Origin of the sequence: Pseudomonas sp. F01002, assembly GCF_004402115.1 — a bacterium.
GTDB classification, from domain to species: Bacteria; Pseudomonadota; Gammaproteobacteria; order Pseudomonadales; family Pseudomonadaceae; genus Aquipseudomonas; species Aquipseudomonas frigoris.
The window spans coordinates 81,507-96,750 of the sequence record NZ_SOPU01000014.1; the positions used below are offsets into that span (position 1 = coordinate 81,507).

General features: G+C 60.5%; 16 protein-coding genes. 11 read left to right on the forward strand and 5 right to left on the reverse strand.

Features of this window, described 5'->3' with window-relative positions; genetic code table 11:
* From E3W21_RS08640 to E3W21_RS08655, 4 genes are all read left to right on the forward strand, one after another.
* On the forward strand, positions 1-631 hold a 631-nt coding region (locus tag E3W21_RS08640), incomplete at its 5' end, for a GntR family transcriptional regulator (RefSeq protein WP_256661536.1).
* The gene (locus E3W21_RS08645; RefSeq protein WP_134419095.1) at positions 628-1,626 is read left to right on the forward strand and encodes an ADP-ribosylglycohydrolase family protein; all 999 of its coding nucleotides are present in this window, start codon (positions 628-630) and stop codon (positions 1,624-1,626) included. The genes E3W21_RS08640 and E3W21_RS08645, both read left to right, overlap by 4 nt.
* Positions 1,627-1,808: 182 nt before the next feature.
* On the forward strand, positions 1,809-3,275 hold the full coding sequence (locus E3W21_RS08650) for a cytosine permease (RefSeq protein WP_134419096.1): 1,467 nt from the start codon (positions 1,809-1,811) through the stop codon (positions 3,273-3,275).
* A complete protein-coding gene (locus tag E3W21_RS08655; RefSeq protein ID WP_134419097.1) occupies positions 3,268-4,197 on the forward strand; it encodes a PfkB family carbohydrate kinase in 930 nt (309 codons plus the stop codon). The genes E3W21_RS08650 and E3W21_RS08655 overlap by 8 nt, the downstream gene beginning before the upstream one ends.
* 117 nt (positions 4,198-4,314) lie before the next feature.
* Here the strand turns inward: E3W21_RS08655 and E3W21_RS08660 are convergent, their stop codons facing one another.
* The 4 genes from E3W21_RS08660 to E3W21_RS08675 all read right to left on the reverse strand — a co-directional run bounded on the left by E3W21_RS08660 (position 4,315) and on the right by E3W21_RS08675 (position 7,129).
* The gene (locus tag E3W21_RS08660; RefSeq protein ID WP_134419098.1) at positions 4,315-4,695 is read right to left on the reverse strand and encodes a Rho termination factor N-terminal domain-containing protein; all 381 of its coding nucleotides are present in this window, start codon (positions 4,693-4,695) and stop codon (positions 4,315-4,317) included.
* 105 nt (positions 4,696-4,800) lie between these two features.
* Entirely contained in the window at positions 4,801-5,055 is a 255-nt protein-coding gene (locus E3W21_RS08665) for a hypothetical protein (protein ID WP_129437414.1), read from the reverse strand.
* Between the two features lie 102 nt (positions 5,056-5,157).
* Complete coding sequence (locus tag E3W21_RS08670; RefSeq protein ID WP_134419099.1) at positions 5,158-6,363, reverse strand: MFS transporter; 1,206 nt, start codon at positions 6,361-6,363, stop codon at positions 5,158-5,160.
* A gap of 112 nt (positions 6,364-6,475) precedes the next feature.
* On the reverse strand, positions 6,476-7,129 hold the full coding sequence (locus E3W21_RS08675) for an HD domain-containing protein (protein ID WP_134419100.1): 654 nt from the start codon (positions 7,127-7,129) through the stop codon (positions 6,476-6,478).
* A gap of 149 nt (positions 7,130-7,278) precedes the next feature.
* On the opposite strand from E3W21_RS08675, the gene E3W21_RS08680 reads away from it, so the two are divergent.
* From E3W21_RS08680 to E3W21_RS08710, 6 genes are all read left to right on the forward strand, one after another.
* Positions 7,279-7,758: a GNAT family N-acetyltransferase gene (locus E3W21_RS08680; protein ID WP_134419101.1), complete on the forward strand. Its 480-nt coding sequence runs from the start codon at positions 7,279-7,281 to the stop codon at positions 7,756-7,758.
* A gap of 192 nt (positions 7,759-7,950) precedes the next feature.
* Positions 7,951-8,943 carry a 2-dehydro-3-deoxygalactonokinase gene (locus tag E3W21_RS08685; RefSeq protein WP_134419102.1) on the forward strand — a complete coding sequence of 331 codons (993 nt, stop codon included), beginning with the start codon at positions 7,951-7,953 and terminating at the stop codon, positions 8,941-8,943.
* 19 nt (positions 8,944-8,962) lie between these two features.
* Positions 8,963-9,583 (forward strand): 2-dehydro-3-deoxy-6-phosphogalactonate aldolase, encoded by a 621-nt coding sequence (locus E3W21_RS08690; RefSeq protein ID WP_095132093.1) that lies wholly within the window; start codon positions 8,963-8,965, stop codon positions 9,581-9,583.
* A 62-nt stretch (positions 9,584-9,645) separates the two neighbouring features.
* Complete coding sequence (gene dgoD / locus E3W21_RS08695; RefSeq protein ID WP_008152275.1) at positions 9,646-10,794, forward strand: galactonate dehydratase; 1,149 nt, start codon at positions 9,646-9,648, stop codon at positions 10,792-10,794.
* Positions 10,795-10,967: 173 nt separating this feature from the next.
* Positions 10,968-12,278: an MFS transporter gene (locus E3W21_RS08705; protein WP_056745425.1), complete on the forward strand. Its 1,311-nt coding sequence runs from the start codon at positions 10,968-10,970 to the stop codon at positions 12,276-12,278.
* 60 nt (positions 12,279-12,338) lie between these two features.
* Positions 12,339-13,142, forward strand: coding sequence for an IclR family transcriptional regulator (locus E3W21_RS08710; RefSeq protein ID WP_008152270.1), 804 nt, complete (start codon positions 12,339-12,341; stop codon positions 13,140-13,142).
* On the opposite strand, the gene E3W21_RS08715 is transcribed toward E3W21_RS08710, so the two are convergent.
* Entirely contained in the window at positions 13,139-14,191 is a 1,053-nt protein-coding gene (locus E3W21_RS08715) for an NAD(P)-dependent alcohol dehydrogenase (RefSeq protein WP_134419104.1), read from the reverse strand. The two genes, E3W21_RS08710 and E3W21_RS08715, sit on opposite strands and share 4 nt — an antisense overlap.
* A gap of 190 nt (positions 14,192-14,381) precedes the next feature.
* On the opposite strand from E3W21_RS08715, the gene E3W21_RS08720 reads away from it, so the two are divergent.
* A partial coding sequence (locus tag E3W21_RS08720; protein WP_134419203.1) for an AraC family transcriptional regulator occupies positions 14,382-15,244 on the forward strand: 863 nt, incomplete at its 3' end.

The window sequence follows — 15,244 nt, forward strand, 5'->3', positions numbered from 1 at the left end:
CGGCTTTCTGCTGCCGGGCGAGCATCAATTGGCTCAAGAATTCAAAGTCAGCCGCGGCACGCTGCGCGAAGCCCTGGCTGAGTTGAAACGGCGCAATTACATCGCGACGCAAAGCGGGGTGGGTTCCATCGTCACCTTCGACGGTGTGGTGCTCGATCAGCGCAGCGGCTGGGCCCAGGCCCTGGCCGACAGCGGGGCGCTGATCAACACCGAAGTGCTGCGGTTGGAGGCGGTCACCCGTCCTGACCTGTTGCCGCGTTTCGGCACCGACCAATTCATCACCCTCGACCGTCGCCGCCGTTCCAACGAAGGCAAGCTGGTCTCCCTTGAACGCTCATTGATGCCCGCCACCGGAGGCCTGGAAAGCCTGCCGCGGGTCGGCCTTATCGACAACTCCCTGACCATTACCCTGGCCGCTTACGGCTATATCGGCGAACGCGGCGATCAATGGATCGGCGCTGAACCCCTGAACGCAGAAGACGCCGAACTGCTCGGTCGTCCGGTCGGCACGGTGTTCCTCAAGGCTTTGCGCACCACCTATGACCGGAAAAACCGCTTCATGGAGCAGGTCGAAAGCTTGCTCGATCCGGTGCATTTTCGCCTGCACCTGCAGTTTGGAGAGTCAAAGTGACCGCGCTCAACCGTGCCCTCGGCGCGTTCTACGGATTGGCCCTGGGCGATGCACTGGGCATGCCGACCCAATCCTTGAGCCGTGCCGAGATCAAGGTGCGCTTCGGCGAAATCACTGACCTGGAAGACGCAGGCCCCGATCAACCGATCGCCGCCAACATGCTCAAAGGCTCGATCACCGATGACACCGAACAGGCGATTCTGGTCGGCCAATTGCTGGTTGAAGGCGAGGGCCGGATCGAACCGTCGCTGCTTGCCCAACGGCTGATCGAATGGGAAGCCGCAATGCAGGCCAAGGGTTCGCAAGACTTGCTCGGCCCTTCGACCAAACGTGCCATCGAGATGATCCTCGCCGGCCACTCGCCGGAAGAAGCGGGGCGCTACGGCACCACCAATGGCGCGGCGATGCGCATCACTCCGGTCGGGATCGCGGCGGATGTCGCCAACCCTGAGCGTTTCATCAACGCTGTCGTGCAGGCTTGCCAGGTCACCCACAACACCACGCTGGGCATTTCCAGCGCGGCGGCGGTGGCCGCGGTGGTCTCGGCCGGTATCAACGGCATGGACCTGGGCGCGGCGTTGAACCTCGGCCAGCAAATCGCTCAGCAAGCTGAAAGCCACGGTTACTGGGTGGCTGGCGGACGCATCGCCTCGCGCATCAGCTGGGCGCGGACCATCAGTGTCGACAGCGACAAGGCGTTGCTGGCGGATTTGATGTACGACGTGATCGGCACTTCGGTGGCTTCGCAGGAATCGGTGGTGGTCTCGTTTGCCCTGGCCCAGCAAGTGGCCATTGGTGAAATGAACGCGTTCGAAGCGCTGTGCATGGCCGCGAGCCTTGGCGGCGACACTGACACCATCGCGGCGATTCTCGGCGCCATGCTCGGGGCCTGTCTCGGCCTTGAGAGTTGGCCGGCGGCGATGATCGAACAGGTCAAAACCGTTAACGATCTGGATCTGGAACCCCTTGTGAAAGGACTCCTCACCCTCCGCTGAGGTACGCATTACCCCTGTGTAGGAGCTGCCGAAGGCTGCGATCTTTTGATCTTGGTGGCCTTTTAGCCGCTGAAAATCAAGATCAAAAGATCGCAGCCTTCGGCAGCTCCTACAGGGGTTCCCCAGGCCTTCCGATATCTAAATTGCCGACAACCACAACAATGGCAACAGGAGCATTTTTCATGAGTTCATCAAACGCCGGGCCAAGCGCCGGGCAACTGGAAACCCGAGGCATCGAGCCCGTGCCGGAAGCGGAGTGCAACGGTCATCCGCTGCAACTGTTCTGGGTCTGGTTCGCGGCCAACATCTCCATCCTCGGCTTGCCGCTGGGTGCGACCCTTGTAGCCTTTCGCGGCTTGGCGATCTGGCAGGCGATCATCGTCGCGATCCTGGGTGCTGCCGGCTCCTTCGCAGTGGTCGGGATCATCTCCATTGCCGGTCGCCGTGGCCGCGCCCCGAGCCTGACGTTGTCGCGAGCGATCTTCGGCGTACGCGGCAACATCGGCCCGACCCTGGTCTCGCTGATGTCGCGTCTGGGCTGGGAAACCGTCAACACCACCACCGCCGCATTCGTGTTGTTGTCGCTGTGCTCGATCCTGTTCGGCTCGCCGGTGGAAGCCAAAAGCGCACCCGTGCTGACGTTGATCTTCATTGCGATTTTCGTACTGCTGACCCTGTCGGTGTCGGGTCTCGGTCACGCCACCTTGCTGGTCATCCAGAAGTGGGCAACCTACGTGTTCGGCGCGCTGAACATTCTGGTCGGCGGTTTCCTCTGCGCCACCATCGACTGGAGCGCAGTGTTCAACGCCACGCCTGCACCGCTGAGCGCAATGATCATCGGCGTCGGCACCATGGCTGCCGGCACCGGGATCGGTTGGGCCAACGCCGGTGCGGACATGTCGCGTTACCAGCACCGCAGCGTCAAAGCCGCACGCCTGGTGGCGTCGGCGGCGTTTGGTGCGGGGATTCCGTTGGTGCTGCTGATCACCCTCGGCGGCCTGCTGTCAGTGGGCAACAATGACCTGGCCTCAGCCACCGACCCGATCATCGCGATCCGCGACATGCTGCCGACCTGGATGGCCGTGCCGTACCTGATCACCGCGTTCGGCGGGTTGCTGCTGTCGAACAACCTGTCGGTGTACTCCGCCGGTTTGACCACGCTGACCCTCGGTTTGAAGGTCAAACGCGTCTACGCGGTGGTGGTGGACATCGTCGCGATCTTCGCCGGTTCGATCTATTTCATGCTGATCGCCGACAGTTTCTACGGCCCGTTCATTACCTTCATTTCGCTGCTGGCGGTGCCGATCACCGCGTGGGTCGGAATCTTTGTCGTCGACCTGATTCACCGTCATTACTACAGCCCCAAAGACCTGCTGGACGTCAGCCCGAGCAGCGCTTACTGGTACAGCGGCGGTATCGAGTGGCGCGCTTTTGGTGCGTGGGCGCTGGCGATCGTGCTGGGCTTCAGTTTCACCACCATCGGCACGACCGAACAAACCGTCTGGTTCCGCGGTTTCCTGTCCGACTCCTGGCTGGGCCATAACGGCCTCGGCTGGATCGTGACGTTCCTGGTGGCCGGCGGCATTTATTTTGTACTGGGTGGCGCCAAGGATCGCCGCGCCGCGTTGACCGAGAACGCTCATGCCTAGATTGCTGCACACCGGCCAGGTCATGATCGACCTGGTCATGGCCGTGGATAAACTGCCGCATTCGGGCGGCGACGTGCTGGCGCAATCCGCCAGTTTCGAGGCTGGCGGCGGCTTCAATGTGATGGCTGCCGCCCAGCGCAATGGTTTGCCGGTGGTTTACCTCGGGCGCCACGGCACCGGGCGTTTCGGTGATCTTGCCCGTGAGGCGATGAAGGCTGAAGGCATTCGGATCGGCATCGCTCACCGCGCCGAACGGGATACGGGATTGTGCGTCGCGTTAACCGAAGCCTCGGCCGAGCGCAGTTTCATTTCCTATATCGGTGCCGAAGGTGAGCTGACGGCCGAGGATTTGGCCAGCGTGCCGGCCGAGGCGGGAGACTATGTCTACGTCAGCGGCTACAGCCTGCTGCATGGAGGCAAAGCACAGGCGCTGGTGAATTGGGTGCTGGATTTGCCAAGAGGGATCAACGTGGTGTTCGATCCGGGCCCGCTGGTGGATTCGCCGGATGAGCCGTGGATGCAAGCCTTGCTGACGCGCATCGATCTGTGGACCAGCAACAGTGTCGAGGCGTTGAAATTTACCGGTGCGCCGGACATTGCCGAGGCGTTGAACCGGTTGGCCGATCATCTGCCGGCCGACGTGTTGATGGTGGTTCGTGACGGCCCGCAAGGGTGCTGGATCAGCCTGCGTGGAAACCGCCAGCATGTGCCGGGTTTCAAGGTTGAGGCGGTGGACAGCAACGGCGCGGGGGACGCGCATGCCGGGGTGTTTGTAGCCGGGTTGGCGCAAGGGTTGGTCCCGGTTGACGCGGCGCGGCGGGCTAATGCGGCTGCGGCGTTGGCGGTGACTAGATGGGGGCCGGCGACTTCGCCGGGGACTGCTGAGGTTGACGCGTTAATTCGTAAGACTTTCGACGCCTGATCGGCCGTCTTCGCGAGCAAGCCCACACATTTGATCGCGTTTATTCAGATAACTCGATCAAGTGTGGGAGCGGGCTTGCTCGCGAAGGGGCCTTCAAACTCAACACATGAAAGGGCCTTACCCGGCCTTGCGCAACGCCTCGATCAACTCCTGCTTGCGCATGCCCGACCGTCCCGGAATCTTCTTCGCCCGGGCTTCTTTCATCAAACTGTCGACGGTCTGGGTTTCGCGCGAAGCCTCGCTGTTTCGCGAATGACCTTCACGGCTGGCCACCGCTCTGCGCGATGATTCCTTGCGATCTTCGGCCTTGGCACTCGCCGGTTTCCTGCGTCCCGAACCACCTTTGCGTTCACCGCCACCCGACTGCTTGTTGACGGTCGCCCAGGCCCGGGCCTCAGCTTCCTCTTTCGAGACACCCTTGTGCTCGTAGCTCTCTTCGATGTGCTCGGCCTTGCGTTTCTGCTCGGCGGTGTATTTGTCTTTGCTTCCACGAGGCATGGGATTTCTCCTGCTGCCCGTAGGAGCTGCCGCAGGCTGCGATCTTTTGCTTTGAATGCTTGAAGATCAAAAGATCGCAGGCTTCGCCAGCTCCTACATCCGTTATTAAACGTCCAGCTTGCGCGCCGCCTCCACCCCTGCGGCACTGAGTTTGATCGGCAAGTTCAACGAGTGCTCACCGGCCTCGTTGCAGATCACATGACCATGCTGGATCAATCCACGATCCTGCAGCGTGGCGAGGGTGCTGGCCACGTCTCTCTCCCCCCGGTAATTGTCCAGGACCTCTTTGCCCAAGCCGCTTGGATGGGCATGCAGCAGACGGGTCAGGACTTCTTTCTCAAGGTTTTTATCGGCGTTCATGGTTACCTCTTCATGGATGTGGATAGGTCCATTTAATTAGAGTCCTTATCTGATATTGGTCCGCCCCCGATTTGGATTGGTGCCTGATGAACGACGAACGGTCTAGGCCTGCTGCAACGCTTTGCTGGTAACGGCTCGACGCCAGACCAGCCGGCCGACGCTGATCAGCCAATTCAATACAGCAACCGCCAACACCGTGAGCAACAGCGTCGCCATCCCCTGTTCCACGATGATTTTCCCGGCCAGCAACGGAAAACCAAACACGCCGATAAAGTAGGACAGGCTGAACAGCAGCAAGGATTGCGCGGTGGTGCCGTTCGGCGCCTCGTTGGCCGCCAGGCCATTGATCACCGAATAGGTCAGCCCGTAACCGACCCCGAGCATCACCGCCGCCAGCACGTAGCTGAACCCGTCGTCGACGACAAACCCGAACATCAGGATCGAGCCCATCATCAAGCCCGACAGCAGGCAGGACGCCCAGAACGGGTCGCGCTTGACCACGAAACCGGCGATCAGCATTCGGCTGCTGATCGCTGCGCTCATGAAGCCTAGGAAGAACAGTGAATAGTCGAGTGAACGCGCCGCCGCGTAGCTGGTTTGAAAACTCGACAGACCGCCGAAAACGCAGCCGCCGAGACCGACCATGATGATCGGGAACACCGCTCTGGACGACAGCACTTGCGCCGCTGCACGCCAGGAAATTCGTGACACCGCTGCCGCGTGGGCGGGCGCTTTTCTCAGTTGCGAATCCAACCGCCAGAACAGCAACACACCGATCAGGCTGGCCAGCGCCGCGAGGTAAAACGCCGCGGTGATCGGATACCCGAGGGCACTGGCAGCGCGGCCTAACAAGGGACCGCTGCCGATCCCGGTCATCATGCTGCCCGACAGCAGCGCAAAGTATTTAGCGCGTTGGGCAGGCGTTACCAGGCTGGCCACGATGATCGGGCCGAGGGTATAGAACACGCCCCAACCCAGCCCCAGCAAGAGTCCGAAAAACAACAGCAGATTGCCGAAGCCTGGCGCCAAGGCGAAGCCCAGGCTGGCGGCCACCAGCAGAATGCCGAACAGCGCAATCGAGCGGGCAGCACCGAGCAGGTCGGACAAGTGCCCGGAAACAATAACGGCGGCAAAGGTGCTGAGCATCGCCGCCGAAATCACGCTGCCGGCATCGTGCTCGTTGCCGCCGCGGGAACCGATCAACAACGACAGCAAAAAGGTCGAGCCATAGGACAGCGACAGCAAGTAGCTGGCCAGGCAAAACAGGCCGAACAACCTGCTTGAGACTTGGGGGGTTGCGCTAGGCATGACGCGGTTCCTTGACCCGATAGAAGAGAGCTTCAACTATCTATCACGCACGGCGTCGATGTTAGGTCTGAGGTTATCGATTTCAGGGTTAGCGCTGGCCGGAGTAAAGCCTTCAGCAGGCGCCAATTTCTTCCTTGAACAACTCCATGAACCCCTTCAACCGTTCGTGGCGAGTCTGCGCCAGACGCTGGCCGGTGGTCGTCTGGAATCTATCCGCCAGGTGCAGCAGTTTGGTCTGGAAATGGTCGAGGCAAAAACGTTTGTCATCGTACTCCCGGTCCTTCGCCTCGGGATCCTCTGGGTCGTACAACGCGCTGCCCATACGTCCGGCGATGTAAAAGGTGCGCGCCACGCCGAGCATGCCAAGGGAGTCGAGGCGGTCGGCGTCCTGCATGATTTTCGCTTCGAGCGTGGTTGGCGCGATGTTGGCGGAAAAACTGTGTGCTTCGATGGCATGGGCAACCGTGCTGACTTTTACGTCTGGCCAGGCCATGTCCGCCAACAATTTCGATGCCTTCTCGGCGGCCAGCCGCGAGGCCTGAGAACGCAGCGGCGAGTTCTTCTCTACCGCCACGCAATCGTGCAAAAGCACCGCTGCGAGCAGCACCTCAAGATCGCCACCTTCTTCAGCATGAAGCGTACGCACGTTGTGCCAGACCCGCTGCAAGTGCGACAGATCATGGGCGCCGTCCTCTGAGGGTTCCAGCGCGTGGGGCAGCAGTTGCGTAGCGAGGAGTTGCAGTGGTGCGAAAGCATCAGTGTTCATAAACATCCTGTTAAGTGAAAACGTCTTTTGCAGCGACATAGCCCTGTAGCAGCTACACATGCTCCATGGATCAGCTTTGAATTTCCAGTGTGACGAGCGTCGCTCGCCGACTTAGTATGGCGTTTTCAACTTTTGACGAAGGCACGTCCATGACGATCGAGATCCGCCCGGCGACCCCGAGCGATGCACCGCAAATCCTCGGGTTCATCACCGAACTGGCCGACTACGAACGTGCCGGCCACGAAGTCATCGCCAGCGTCGCCGACATCGAGCGCAGCCTGTTCAGCGAAGGCGCCACCGCCCACGGGCTGATCTGCCTGCGCGATGGCTCGCCAATCGGCTTTGCCGTGTTTTTCTTCAGCTATTCCACGTGGCTCGGCAGCAACTGCCTGTACCTCGAAGACCTCTACATCACCCTCGGTCAGCGTGGCGGCGGCGCGGGTAAAACCTTGTTGCGTCACCTGGCGAAAATCGCCTGCGCCAATGATTGCGGCCGATTTGAGTGGAGTGTGCTGGACTGGAACAAACCGGCGATCGAGTTCTACAAGTCGTTGGGTGCTCAGCCGCAGGAAGAGTGGGTGCGGTATCGGATGGATGGGGCGGTGTTGCGGGAGTTTGCCGAGGGCTAGATCGCAACCGGCGTCTATTGAAGATCGCAGCCTTCGGCAGCTTCTACACCTATCCGTAGGAGCTGCCGAAGGCTGCGATCTTTTTTTGATCATGTCTCAATATATGGGATCAATATTTATATATTGAGATTTTTATGCGTCCGGGTTTATAGTCCAGCTCACTCACTGCCAATAAACAAAACAGGTGAAGCGATGCTGGCGCAATTGATCGCGCTCGATTGGGGGACAACCTCATTACGTGCTTACAAACTCGCCGCAGGTGGCCTGGTGCTCGAACAGCGTTCGCTGTCGTCGGGGATCATGCAGCTGCCCAGGACGCCGCGAATGATTGCGGGTCAGGAATGTACCGACGGTTTTGAACTGGCCTTCGATGAGGCCTGCGGTGACTGGCTTGACGCGCAGCCCGATTTGCCGGTGATTGCGTGCGGCATGGTCGGCAGCGCACAAGGTTGGCGTGAAGCGGCTTACCGCGATACGCCGGCGAACGTCGCCAATCTCGGAATCTCCCTACAAACGGTTCACAGTCTTCGCGGTGTCGATGTGCACATCGTGCCGGGCGTGATTCAGCGTTCGCGCCTGCCAAACGTGATGCGTGGCGAAGAAACCCAAGTGCTAGGTGTCCTGCAAAATCTGCCGGACGAGGCGGGTGGTGATCTGTTGATCGGCCTGCCGGGCAGTCATTCGAAGTGGGTGGAAGTGGCCGACGGCTGCATCGTGCATTTCGATACCTTCATGACCGGCGAAGTCTTCGCCGTGCTTAGCGAACACAGCATTCTGGGACGCACCCAGCAAAAGGGCGCGTCCTTCGATGGCCAAGCCTTTGATCGTGGTGTGCAGGTGGCCCTGTCGACGGATGGCGAGATCGGACCGTTGTCGACATTGTTCAGTGCCCGCAGCCTCGGTTTGACCGGCGAACTCAGCGCCACCGCCCAACCGGATTACTTGTCCGGCTTGTTGATCGGCCATGAACTGTCAGCGTTGGCGAGTGTTCAGCGACGCCGACGCAACAGCGTTCATCTGCCTTCGATCATCCTCATCGGTAATTCCCAACTCTGTGCCCGCTACAGCCGGGCGCTCGACGCCTGCGGTTTTGCCCGGGTGACCCTGGCCGAACAGGCCACCGAGCGCGGCTTGTGGCAGTTGGCGGTTGCCGCCGGACTGATCACACCCAACCCATCCCGTTAAACCTGACTGGAGGTCTGACATGCTCAAGCAAGCATTGGCGCAAAACGGTCTGATCGCGATTTTGCGTGGCCTGCGCCCGCAAGAAGCGGCAGCCATCGGCGAAGTCCTTTACGCCGCCGGATTTCGCGTCATCGAAGTGCCGCTCAATTCCCCTGAGCCGTACGAAAGTATCCGCATCCTGCGCAGTACCTTGCCCGCTGATTGCCTGATCGGCGCGGGCACGGTGTTGACGCCGGAACAGGTCGAGCAAGTGAAAGCAGCGGGGGGGCAAGTGATCGTCATGCCTCACAGCGATGCCAAGGTGTTGCGCGCAGCGAAAGCGGCGGGGCTGTTCCTGTCGCCGGGTGTGGCGACGCCGACTGAAGCCTTCGCCGCATTGGCCGAAGGGGCGGACGTACTGAAGATGTTCCCAGCTGAGCAGATGGGCCCGGCAGTCGTCAAAGCCTGGCTCGCGGTGCTGCCTGCGGGAACGATTCTGGCGCCGGTCGGCGGGATCACGCCGGACAACATGCAGGTGTTTATCGACGCGGGCGTCAAAGGTTTCGGCCTCGGTTCCGGCTTGTTCAAACCGGGCATGACGCCAGAGGAAGTGGCCGTAAACGCCAAGGCGTATGTCGCTGCATGGAACGCTCTGCGTTAAGACTTTTTGGCGCCGAGCGCGCTGCATCTATAAGAGCTGCACTTATAAAAAGAGAGCAAAAGATGAAAATCACCAAACTGACCACCTTCATCGTTCCGCCGCGCTGGTGCTTCCTCAAGGTCGAAACCGACGAGGGCGTGACCGGCTGGGGCGAACCCGTGGTCGAAGGCCGCGCTCACACTGTCGCCGCCGCCGTTGAAGAATTGTCTGACTACCTGATCGGCAAAGACCCACGCAACATCGAAGACATCTGGACCGTGCTTTACCGCGGTGGCTTCTACCGGGGCGGCGCGATCCACATGAGCGCGCTGGCCGGCATCGATCAGGCGTTGTGGGACATCAAGGGCAAGGCCTTGGGTGTGTCGGTCAGCGATCTGCTGGGCGGTCAGGTGCGGGACAAGATTCGCGTCTATTCGTGGATCGGCGGCGACCGCCCGGCGGACACCGCTCGCGCTGCAAAGGAAGCCGTCGAGCGTGGTTTCACTGCGGTGAAAATGAACGGCACCGAAGAGCTGCAATTCCTCGATTCCTTCGAAAAAGTCGACCTGGCCCTGGCCAACGTCGCCGCCGTGCGCGATGCGGTGGGGCCGAACGTCGGCATTGGCGTGGACTTCCATGGCCGGGTGCACAAGCCCATGGCCAAGGTCCTCATGAAGGAACTCGACCCGTACAAACTGATGTTCATCGAAGAACCGGTGCTCAGCGAAAACTACGAAGCGCTGAAAGAATTGGCGCCGCTGACCAGCACCCCGATTGCCCTCGGTGAGCGGCTGTTCTCGCGCTGGGATTTCAAGCGTGTGCTCAGCGAAGGTTATGTCGACATCATCCAGCCGGACGCGTCTCACGCCGGCGGCATCACCGAAACACGCAAGATCGCCAACATGGCCGAAGCCTACGACGTGGCGCTGGCGCTGCATTGCCCGTTGGGCCCGATTGCACTGGCGGCGTGTCTGCAACTGGATGCGGTTTGCTACAACGCGTTCATCCAGGAGCAGAGCCTGGGCATTCATTACAACGAGAGCAATGACCTGCTGGATTACGTCAAGGATCCGCGGGTGTTCGACTACGACAAAGGCTTCGTGAAAATCCCGAATGGCCCGGGCCTGGGGATCGAGATCAACGAGGAATACGTCATCGAACGCGCGGCGGTCGGTCACCGCTGGCGCAACCCGATCTGGCGCCATGCCGATGGCAGCTTTGCTGAGTGGTGAGTTCCCCCTGACTCCACACATTCCCCCTGTGGGAGCGGGCTTGCTCGCGAAAGCGGTGTGTCAGTCGACTTAAATGGTGGCTGATACACCGCATTTGCGAGCAAGCCCGCTCCCACAGGGTGCAGTGCAAGTCTTTACATCGACCTCAATAAACATAAGAAGAGGCACTCCCCATGCAACCGCAAACCCTCACCGGGCAGGCGTCGTTGGTGACGCCCAGCCGCAAGCGTTTTTTCATCATGGTCCTGCTGTTCATCACCGTGGTGATCAACTACCTGGACCGCAGCAACCTGTCCATCGCCGCCCCGGCGCTGACCAGCGAACTGGGCATCGACCCGATCCACGTCGGGCTGATTTTCTCGGCATTCGGCTGGACCTATGCCGCCATGCAAATCCCCGGCGGCTGGCTGGTGGATCGGGTGCCGCCGCGGATTCTTTATAGCGTCGCATTGCTGCTATGGTCGATCGCTACGGTGATGCTCGGCTTCGCCGCCAGCTTCATCGCACTGTTCGTATTGCGCATGGCGGTCGGTGCACTGGAAGCGCCGGCGTACCCGATCAACAGCCGTGTGGTCACCACCTGGTTCCCCGAGCGCGAACGCGCCACGGCCATTGGTTTCTATACCTCCGGGCAATTCGTCGGTCTGGCGTTCCTGACACCGGTATTGGCCTGGCTGCAACATCAATATGGCTGGCACATGGTGTTTGTCAGCACCGGTGCGGTGGGCATTCTCTGGGCGGTGATCTGGTACGCGGTGTACCGCGAGCCACGGGATTTCAAAGGTGCCAATGACGCCGAAATCGACCTGATCCGCGAAGGTGGCGGGCTGGTGGATATCCAGGCTGAACAAGCCAAAGTCAAAGCCAAATTCAGCTGGATCGACCTCGGCATCGTGCTAACCAAGCGCAAGTTGTGGGGCATTTATCTCGGCCAGTTCTGCCTCAACTCGACGTTGTGGTTTTTTCTGACGTGGTTCCCGACCTACCTGGTGAAGTATCGCGGCATGGACTTCATCAAGTCCGGCCTGCTGGCGTCGCTGCCTTTTCTCGCCGCCTTCGTCGGTGTGCTCTGTTCCGGGTTCTTCTCCGACTGGCTGATCCGTCGCGGCTACACCGTGGGTTTCGCCCGCAAGTTGCCGATCATTGGCGGTCTGCTGATTTCCACCTCGATCATCGGCGCCAACTTCGTCGAGTCGACACCGCTGGTGATTGCCTTCCTCGCGTTGGCATTCTTCGGTAACGGGCTGGCTTCGATCACCTGGTCGCTGGTTTCAACGTTGGCCCCGGCGCGATTGCTCGGGTTGACCGGTGGGGTGTTCAACTTCATCGGCAACCTGTCGGCGATTACCACGCCGATCGTCATCGGTTTCCTCGCTACCGGTGATTCGTTCGCTCCCGCGATCACCTATATCTCGGTTCTGGCGTTGATTGGCGCGCTTTCCTACATCTTGCTGGTCGGCAAAGTCGAGCGTATCAAGTTGTAGTTGCGGCATGCGGGCGACCATAATGCCGCCCGTTCACTCGCTCAACGGTAAAGGCTGGATATGCAGGAAGACGCCCCAAAAATCGCCAAGGACGCCGCACCGACCGGCACCCAGACATTGCTTCGTGGTCTGGGTGTGGTTCAGGCGGTGGCCAGTGGCGCCCGCGATCTCAAGGAAATCGCCCGGTTGATCGGCACGACACGCAGCACCACCCATCGTCTGGCCAGTTGCCTGGTGGACGAGCGTTATCTGCGTGTGGTGCCGCAAGTCGGTTATCTGTTGGGGCCGAAGTTGATCGAGCTGGGCTTCCAGGCGCGTGAAGAATTGCCGCTGGTCACATTGGCCGGGCCGTATCTGGATGAGTTGTCGGCGTTGACCGGCGACACCATTCACCTGGCGATTCGTGAAGGCGACGAGGTGCTGTACCTGCACAAGAATCCGGGGCGCAATGGCCCGGAAATGCGTTCGCGGGTTGGTCATCGGATGCCGTTGGCGCGCACCGGGATCGGCAAGGCGCTGATGCTCGATGACACGCAGGAAGAATGGCAGCGGCTGTACGAAGTCAGCTTGCCGGCGGGTGGGAAAAATCAGTTCTGGCCGCAGCACCCGGAGCAGTCCTGGGAGCAGTTTCAGCAGCGCATGGTCGAGTATGTGGCAGGCGGTTATGCGTTCGATCTGGAAGATAACGAACCGTCGATCCGCTGTGTGGCGGCGCCGATCCGTGATGCCAGCAAGCGCATCGTTGCCGGCATCAGCATCGCCAGCACCGTGCCATATATGCCGCTGGAGAAAATGGCCGAGCTGATTCCCCTGATCAAAGGGGTCACGGCTCGGCTCTCGGCAGAACTTGGCGCGAAGGTTTAGACCTTCAGCGTTGCCATGTCGATCACGAAACGGTACTTCACATCACCGGCAATCATGCGGGCGTAAGCCTCGTTGATCTGGCGGATGTCGAGCATTTCGATGTCGCAGGTGATGTTGTGCTCGGCACAGAAATCCAGCACTTCCTGGGTTTCGGCGATGCCGCCGATCAGCGAGCCGGCCAGCACACGACGGCCCAATACCAGTTTGGCGGCGTGGACCGGTGGATCGATCGGTTCGATCAGGCCCACCAGAATGTGCACGCCGTCGAAACGCAGCGTATCGAGGTAGGGGTTGAGGTCGTGCTGCACCGGAATGGTGTCCAGCAGGAAGTCGAAATGTCCTGCGGCGGCCTTCATCTGTTCGGCATCGGTGGACACGATCACGTGGTCCGCACCTTGGCGACGACCTTCTTCAGCCTTGCTCGCCGAGCGGGTGAACAGCGTGACTTCAGCGCCCATTGCCTTGGCGAACTTGATGCCCATGTGGCCGAGGCCGCCCATGCCGAGAATCCCGACCTTGTCGCCCGCCTTCACGCCGTAGTGCTTGAGCGGCGAATAGGTGGTGATGCCGGCACACAGGATCGGCGCGGCGCTGGCCGGGTCGAGTTTCTCGGGGATGCGCACCACGAAGTGTTCGCTGACCACGATGCTGTCGGAATAGCCGCCCATGGTGTTGCTGCCATCGACGCGGTCCGGGGTTGCGTAAGTCATGGTCGGACCTTCGAGGCAGTATTGCTCGAAGTTCGATTGGCAGGCTTCGCAGCTGCGGCACGAATCAACCATGCACCCGACGCCAACCAGATCGCCGACTTTGTGCTTGGTGACATTCGCACCGATGGCGGTAACTTTGCCTACGATCTCGTGGCCGGGCATCAGTGGGTAAACGGCAATGCCCCACTCGTTGCGTGCCTGATGGATGTCGGAATGGCAGACGCCGCAGTAGAGAATATCGATCGCAACGTCGTCGGCCCGAGGGCTGCGGCGTTCGAATTTCACGGGGGCGAGGGGAGTGGTGGCCGACTGGGCGGCGTATCCGATGGCGGTGTACATGATGAACCTCGCAAAAGCTGTGACGGGTGAGGTGGCGCATTCTGGGCTCCGTACCGGCCACCGGCCATGGCGATTCCTCCGGGTGTCATGCCTAATCCTCCGGCATCAGCCTTCAATGGGTCGCATTGGCCATCAGACCTGCGATGATGCTTTCATCCCTATTTCCGCGACTTTTTTGTGAAGAACTCTCATGTTGTTGACCCGTCATCTGGATGCCAATGCCACGCTGGTTTCGCTGATTCAGCCTTTGACTAATCGCGACGGTTTCGCTCCCACGGCGTTGCCGGGTGTGCAGGTTTTGCGGGCCAGTTGTGATGTGGCTCGCGGCCCGCAGATTTACGAGCCGAGTCTGGTCATCATCGCGCAGGGCAGCAAACTGGCGTATCTGGGGCCGCGTACGCTGGAGTACGGCGCCGGGCATTATTTGATTCAGGCATTGCCGGTGCCGTTCGAATGCGAGACGTTTTCAGCACCCGATGGCCCTATGCTGGGCGTTTCCATCGCCATTGACCGGGTGTTGCTCGGTGAGTTGGTCTTGGCCATGGGGCTGGCGCCGGGGCGTAGTATTGCGGCGCAAACGCCAGAGTCCATGACCTCGGCGGTGCTCGACGATGCGATGCGTGGTTGTGTTGAACGGCTGCTGCGTTGCCTGCACGATCCGCTGGAATGCCAGGTTATGGGGCAGGCGCGATTGCGCGAGTTGTTGTTCGTCGCCTTGCGCGGGCCGCAAGCCGATGTGCTGCGGGCGCTGGTCGAGCAACAGGGTCAATTCGCCCGGATCGCGGCATCGCTCAGCCATCTGCATGCGCATTACACCGAGCCGCTGAACGTCGAAACCCTGGCCAGTTGCGCGAACATGAGTGCGTCGACCTTTCATGAGCATTTCAAACGCAGCACGTTGTTGTCGCCAGTGCAGTATTTGAAGCGATTGCGTTTGCTCAGGGCCCAGCAGTTATTGCTGGGCGAGGGATTGGGCGTGGCGCAGGTGGCGCATCGGGTCGGGTATCAAAGTACGTCGCAGTTCAGTCGTGAGTACAAGCGCTACTTTGAGCG

Coding starts and splice junctions, on each gene's coding strand:
- dgoD (WP_008152275.1), top strand. CDS start 9,646: ATGAAAATCACCAAACTGACCACCTTCATCGTTCCGCCGCGCTGGTGC.
- E3W21_RS08685 (WP_134419102.1), top strand. CDS start 7,951: ATGCTGGCGCAATTGATCGCGCTCGATTGGGGGACAACCTCATTACGT.
- E3W21_RS08705 (WP_056745425.1), top strand. CDS start 10,968: ATGCAACCGCAAACCCTCACCGGGCAGGCGTCGTTGGTGACGCCCAGC.
- E3W21_RS08690 (WP_095132093.1), top strand. CDS start 8,963: ATGCTCAAGCAAGCATTGGCGCAAAACGGTCTGATCGCGATTTTGCGT.
- E3W21_RS08660 (WP_134419098.1), bottom strand. CDS start 4,695: ATGCCTCGTGGAAGCAAAGACAAATACACCGCCGAGCAGAAACGCAAG.
- E3W21_RS08710 (WP_008152270.1), top strand. CDS start 12,339: ATGCAGGAAGACGCCCCAAAAATCGCCAAGGACGCCGCACCGACCGGC.
- E3W21_RS08715 (WP_134419104.1), bottom strand. CDS start 14,191: ATGTACACCGCCATCGGATACGCCGCCCAGTCGGCCACCACTCCCCTC.
- E3W21_RS08675 (WP_134419100.1), bottom strand. CDS start 7,129: ATGAACACTGATGCTTTCGCACCACTGCAACTCCTCGCTACGCAACTG.
- E3W21_RS08655 (WP_134419097.1), top strand. CDS start 3,268: ATGCCTAGATTGCTGCACACCGGCCAGGTCATGATCGACCTGGTCATG.
- E3W21_RS08650 (WP_134419096.1), top strand. CDS start 1,809: ATGAGTTCATCAAACGCCGGGCCAAGCGCCGGGCAACTGGAAACCCGA.
- E3W21_RS08670 (WP_134419099.1), bottom strand. CDS start 6,363: ATGCCTAGCGCAACCCCCCAAGTCTCAAGCAGGTTGTTCGGCCTGTTT.
- E3W21_RS08680 (WP_134419101.1), top strand. CDS start 7,279: ATGACGATCGAGATCCGCCCGGCGACCCCGAGCGATGCACCGCAAATC.
- E3W21_RS08665 (WP_129437414.1), bottom strand. CDS start 5,055: ATGAACGCCGATAAAAACCTTGAGAAAGAAGTCCTGACCCGTCTGCTG.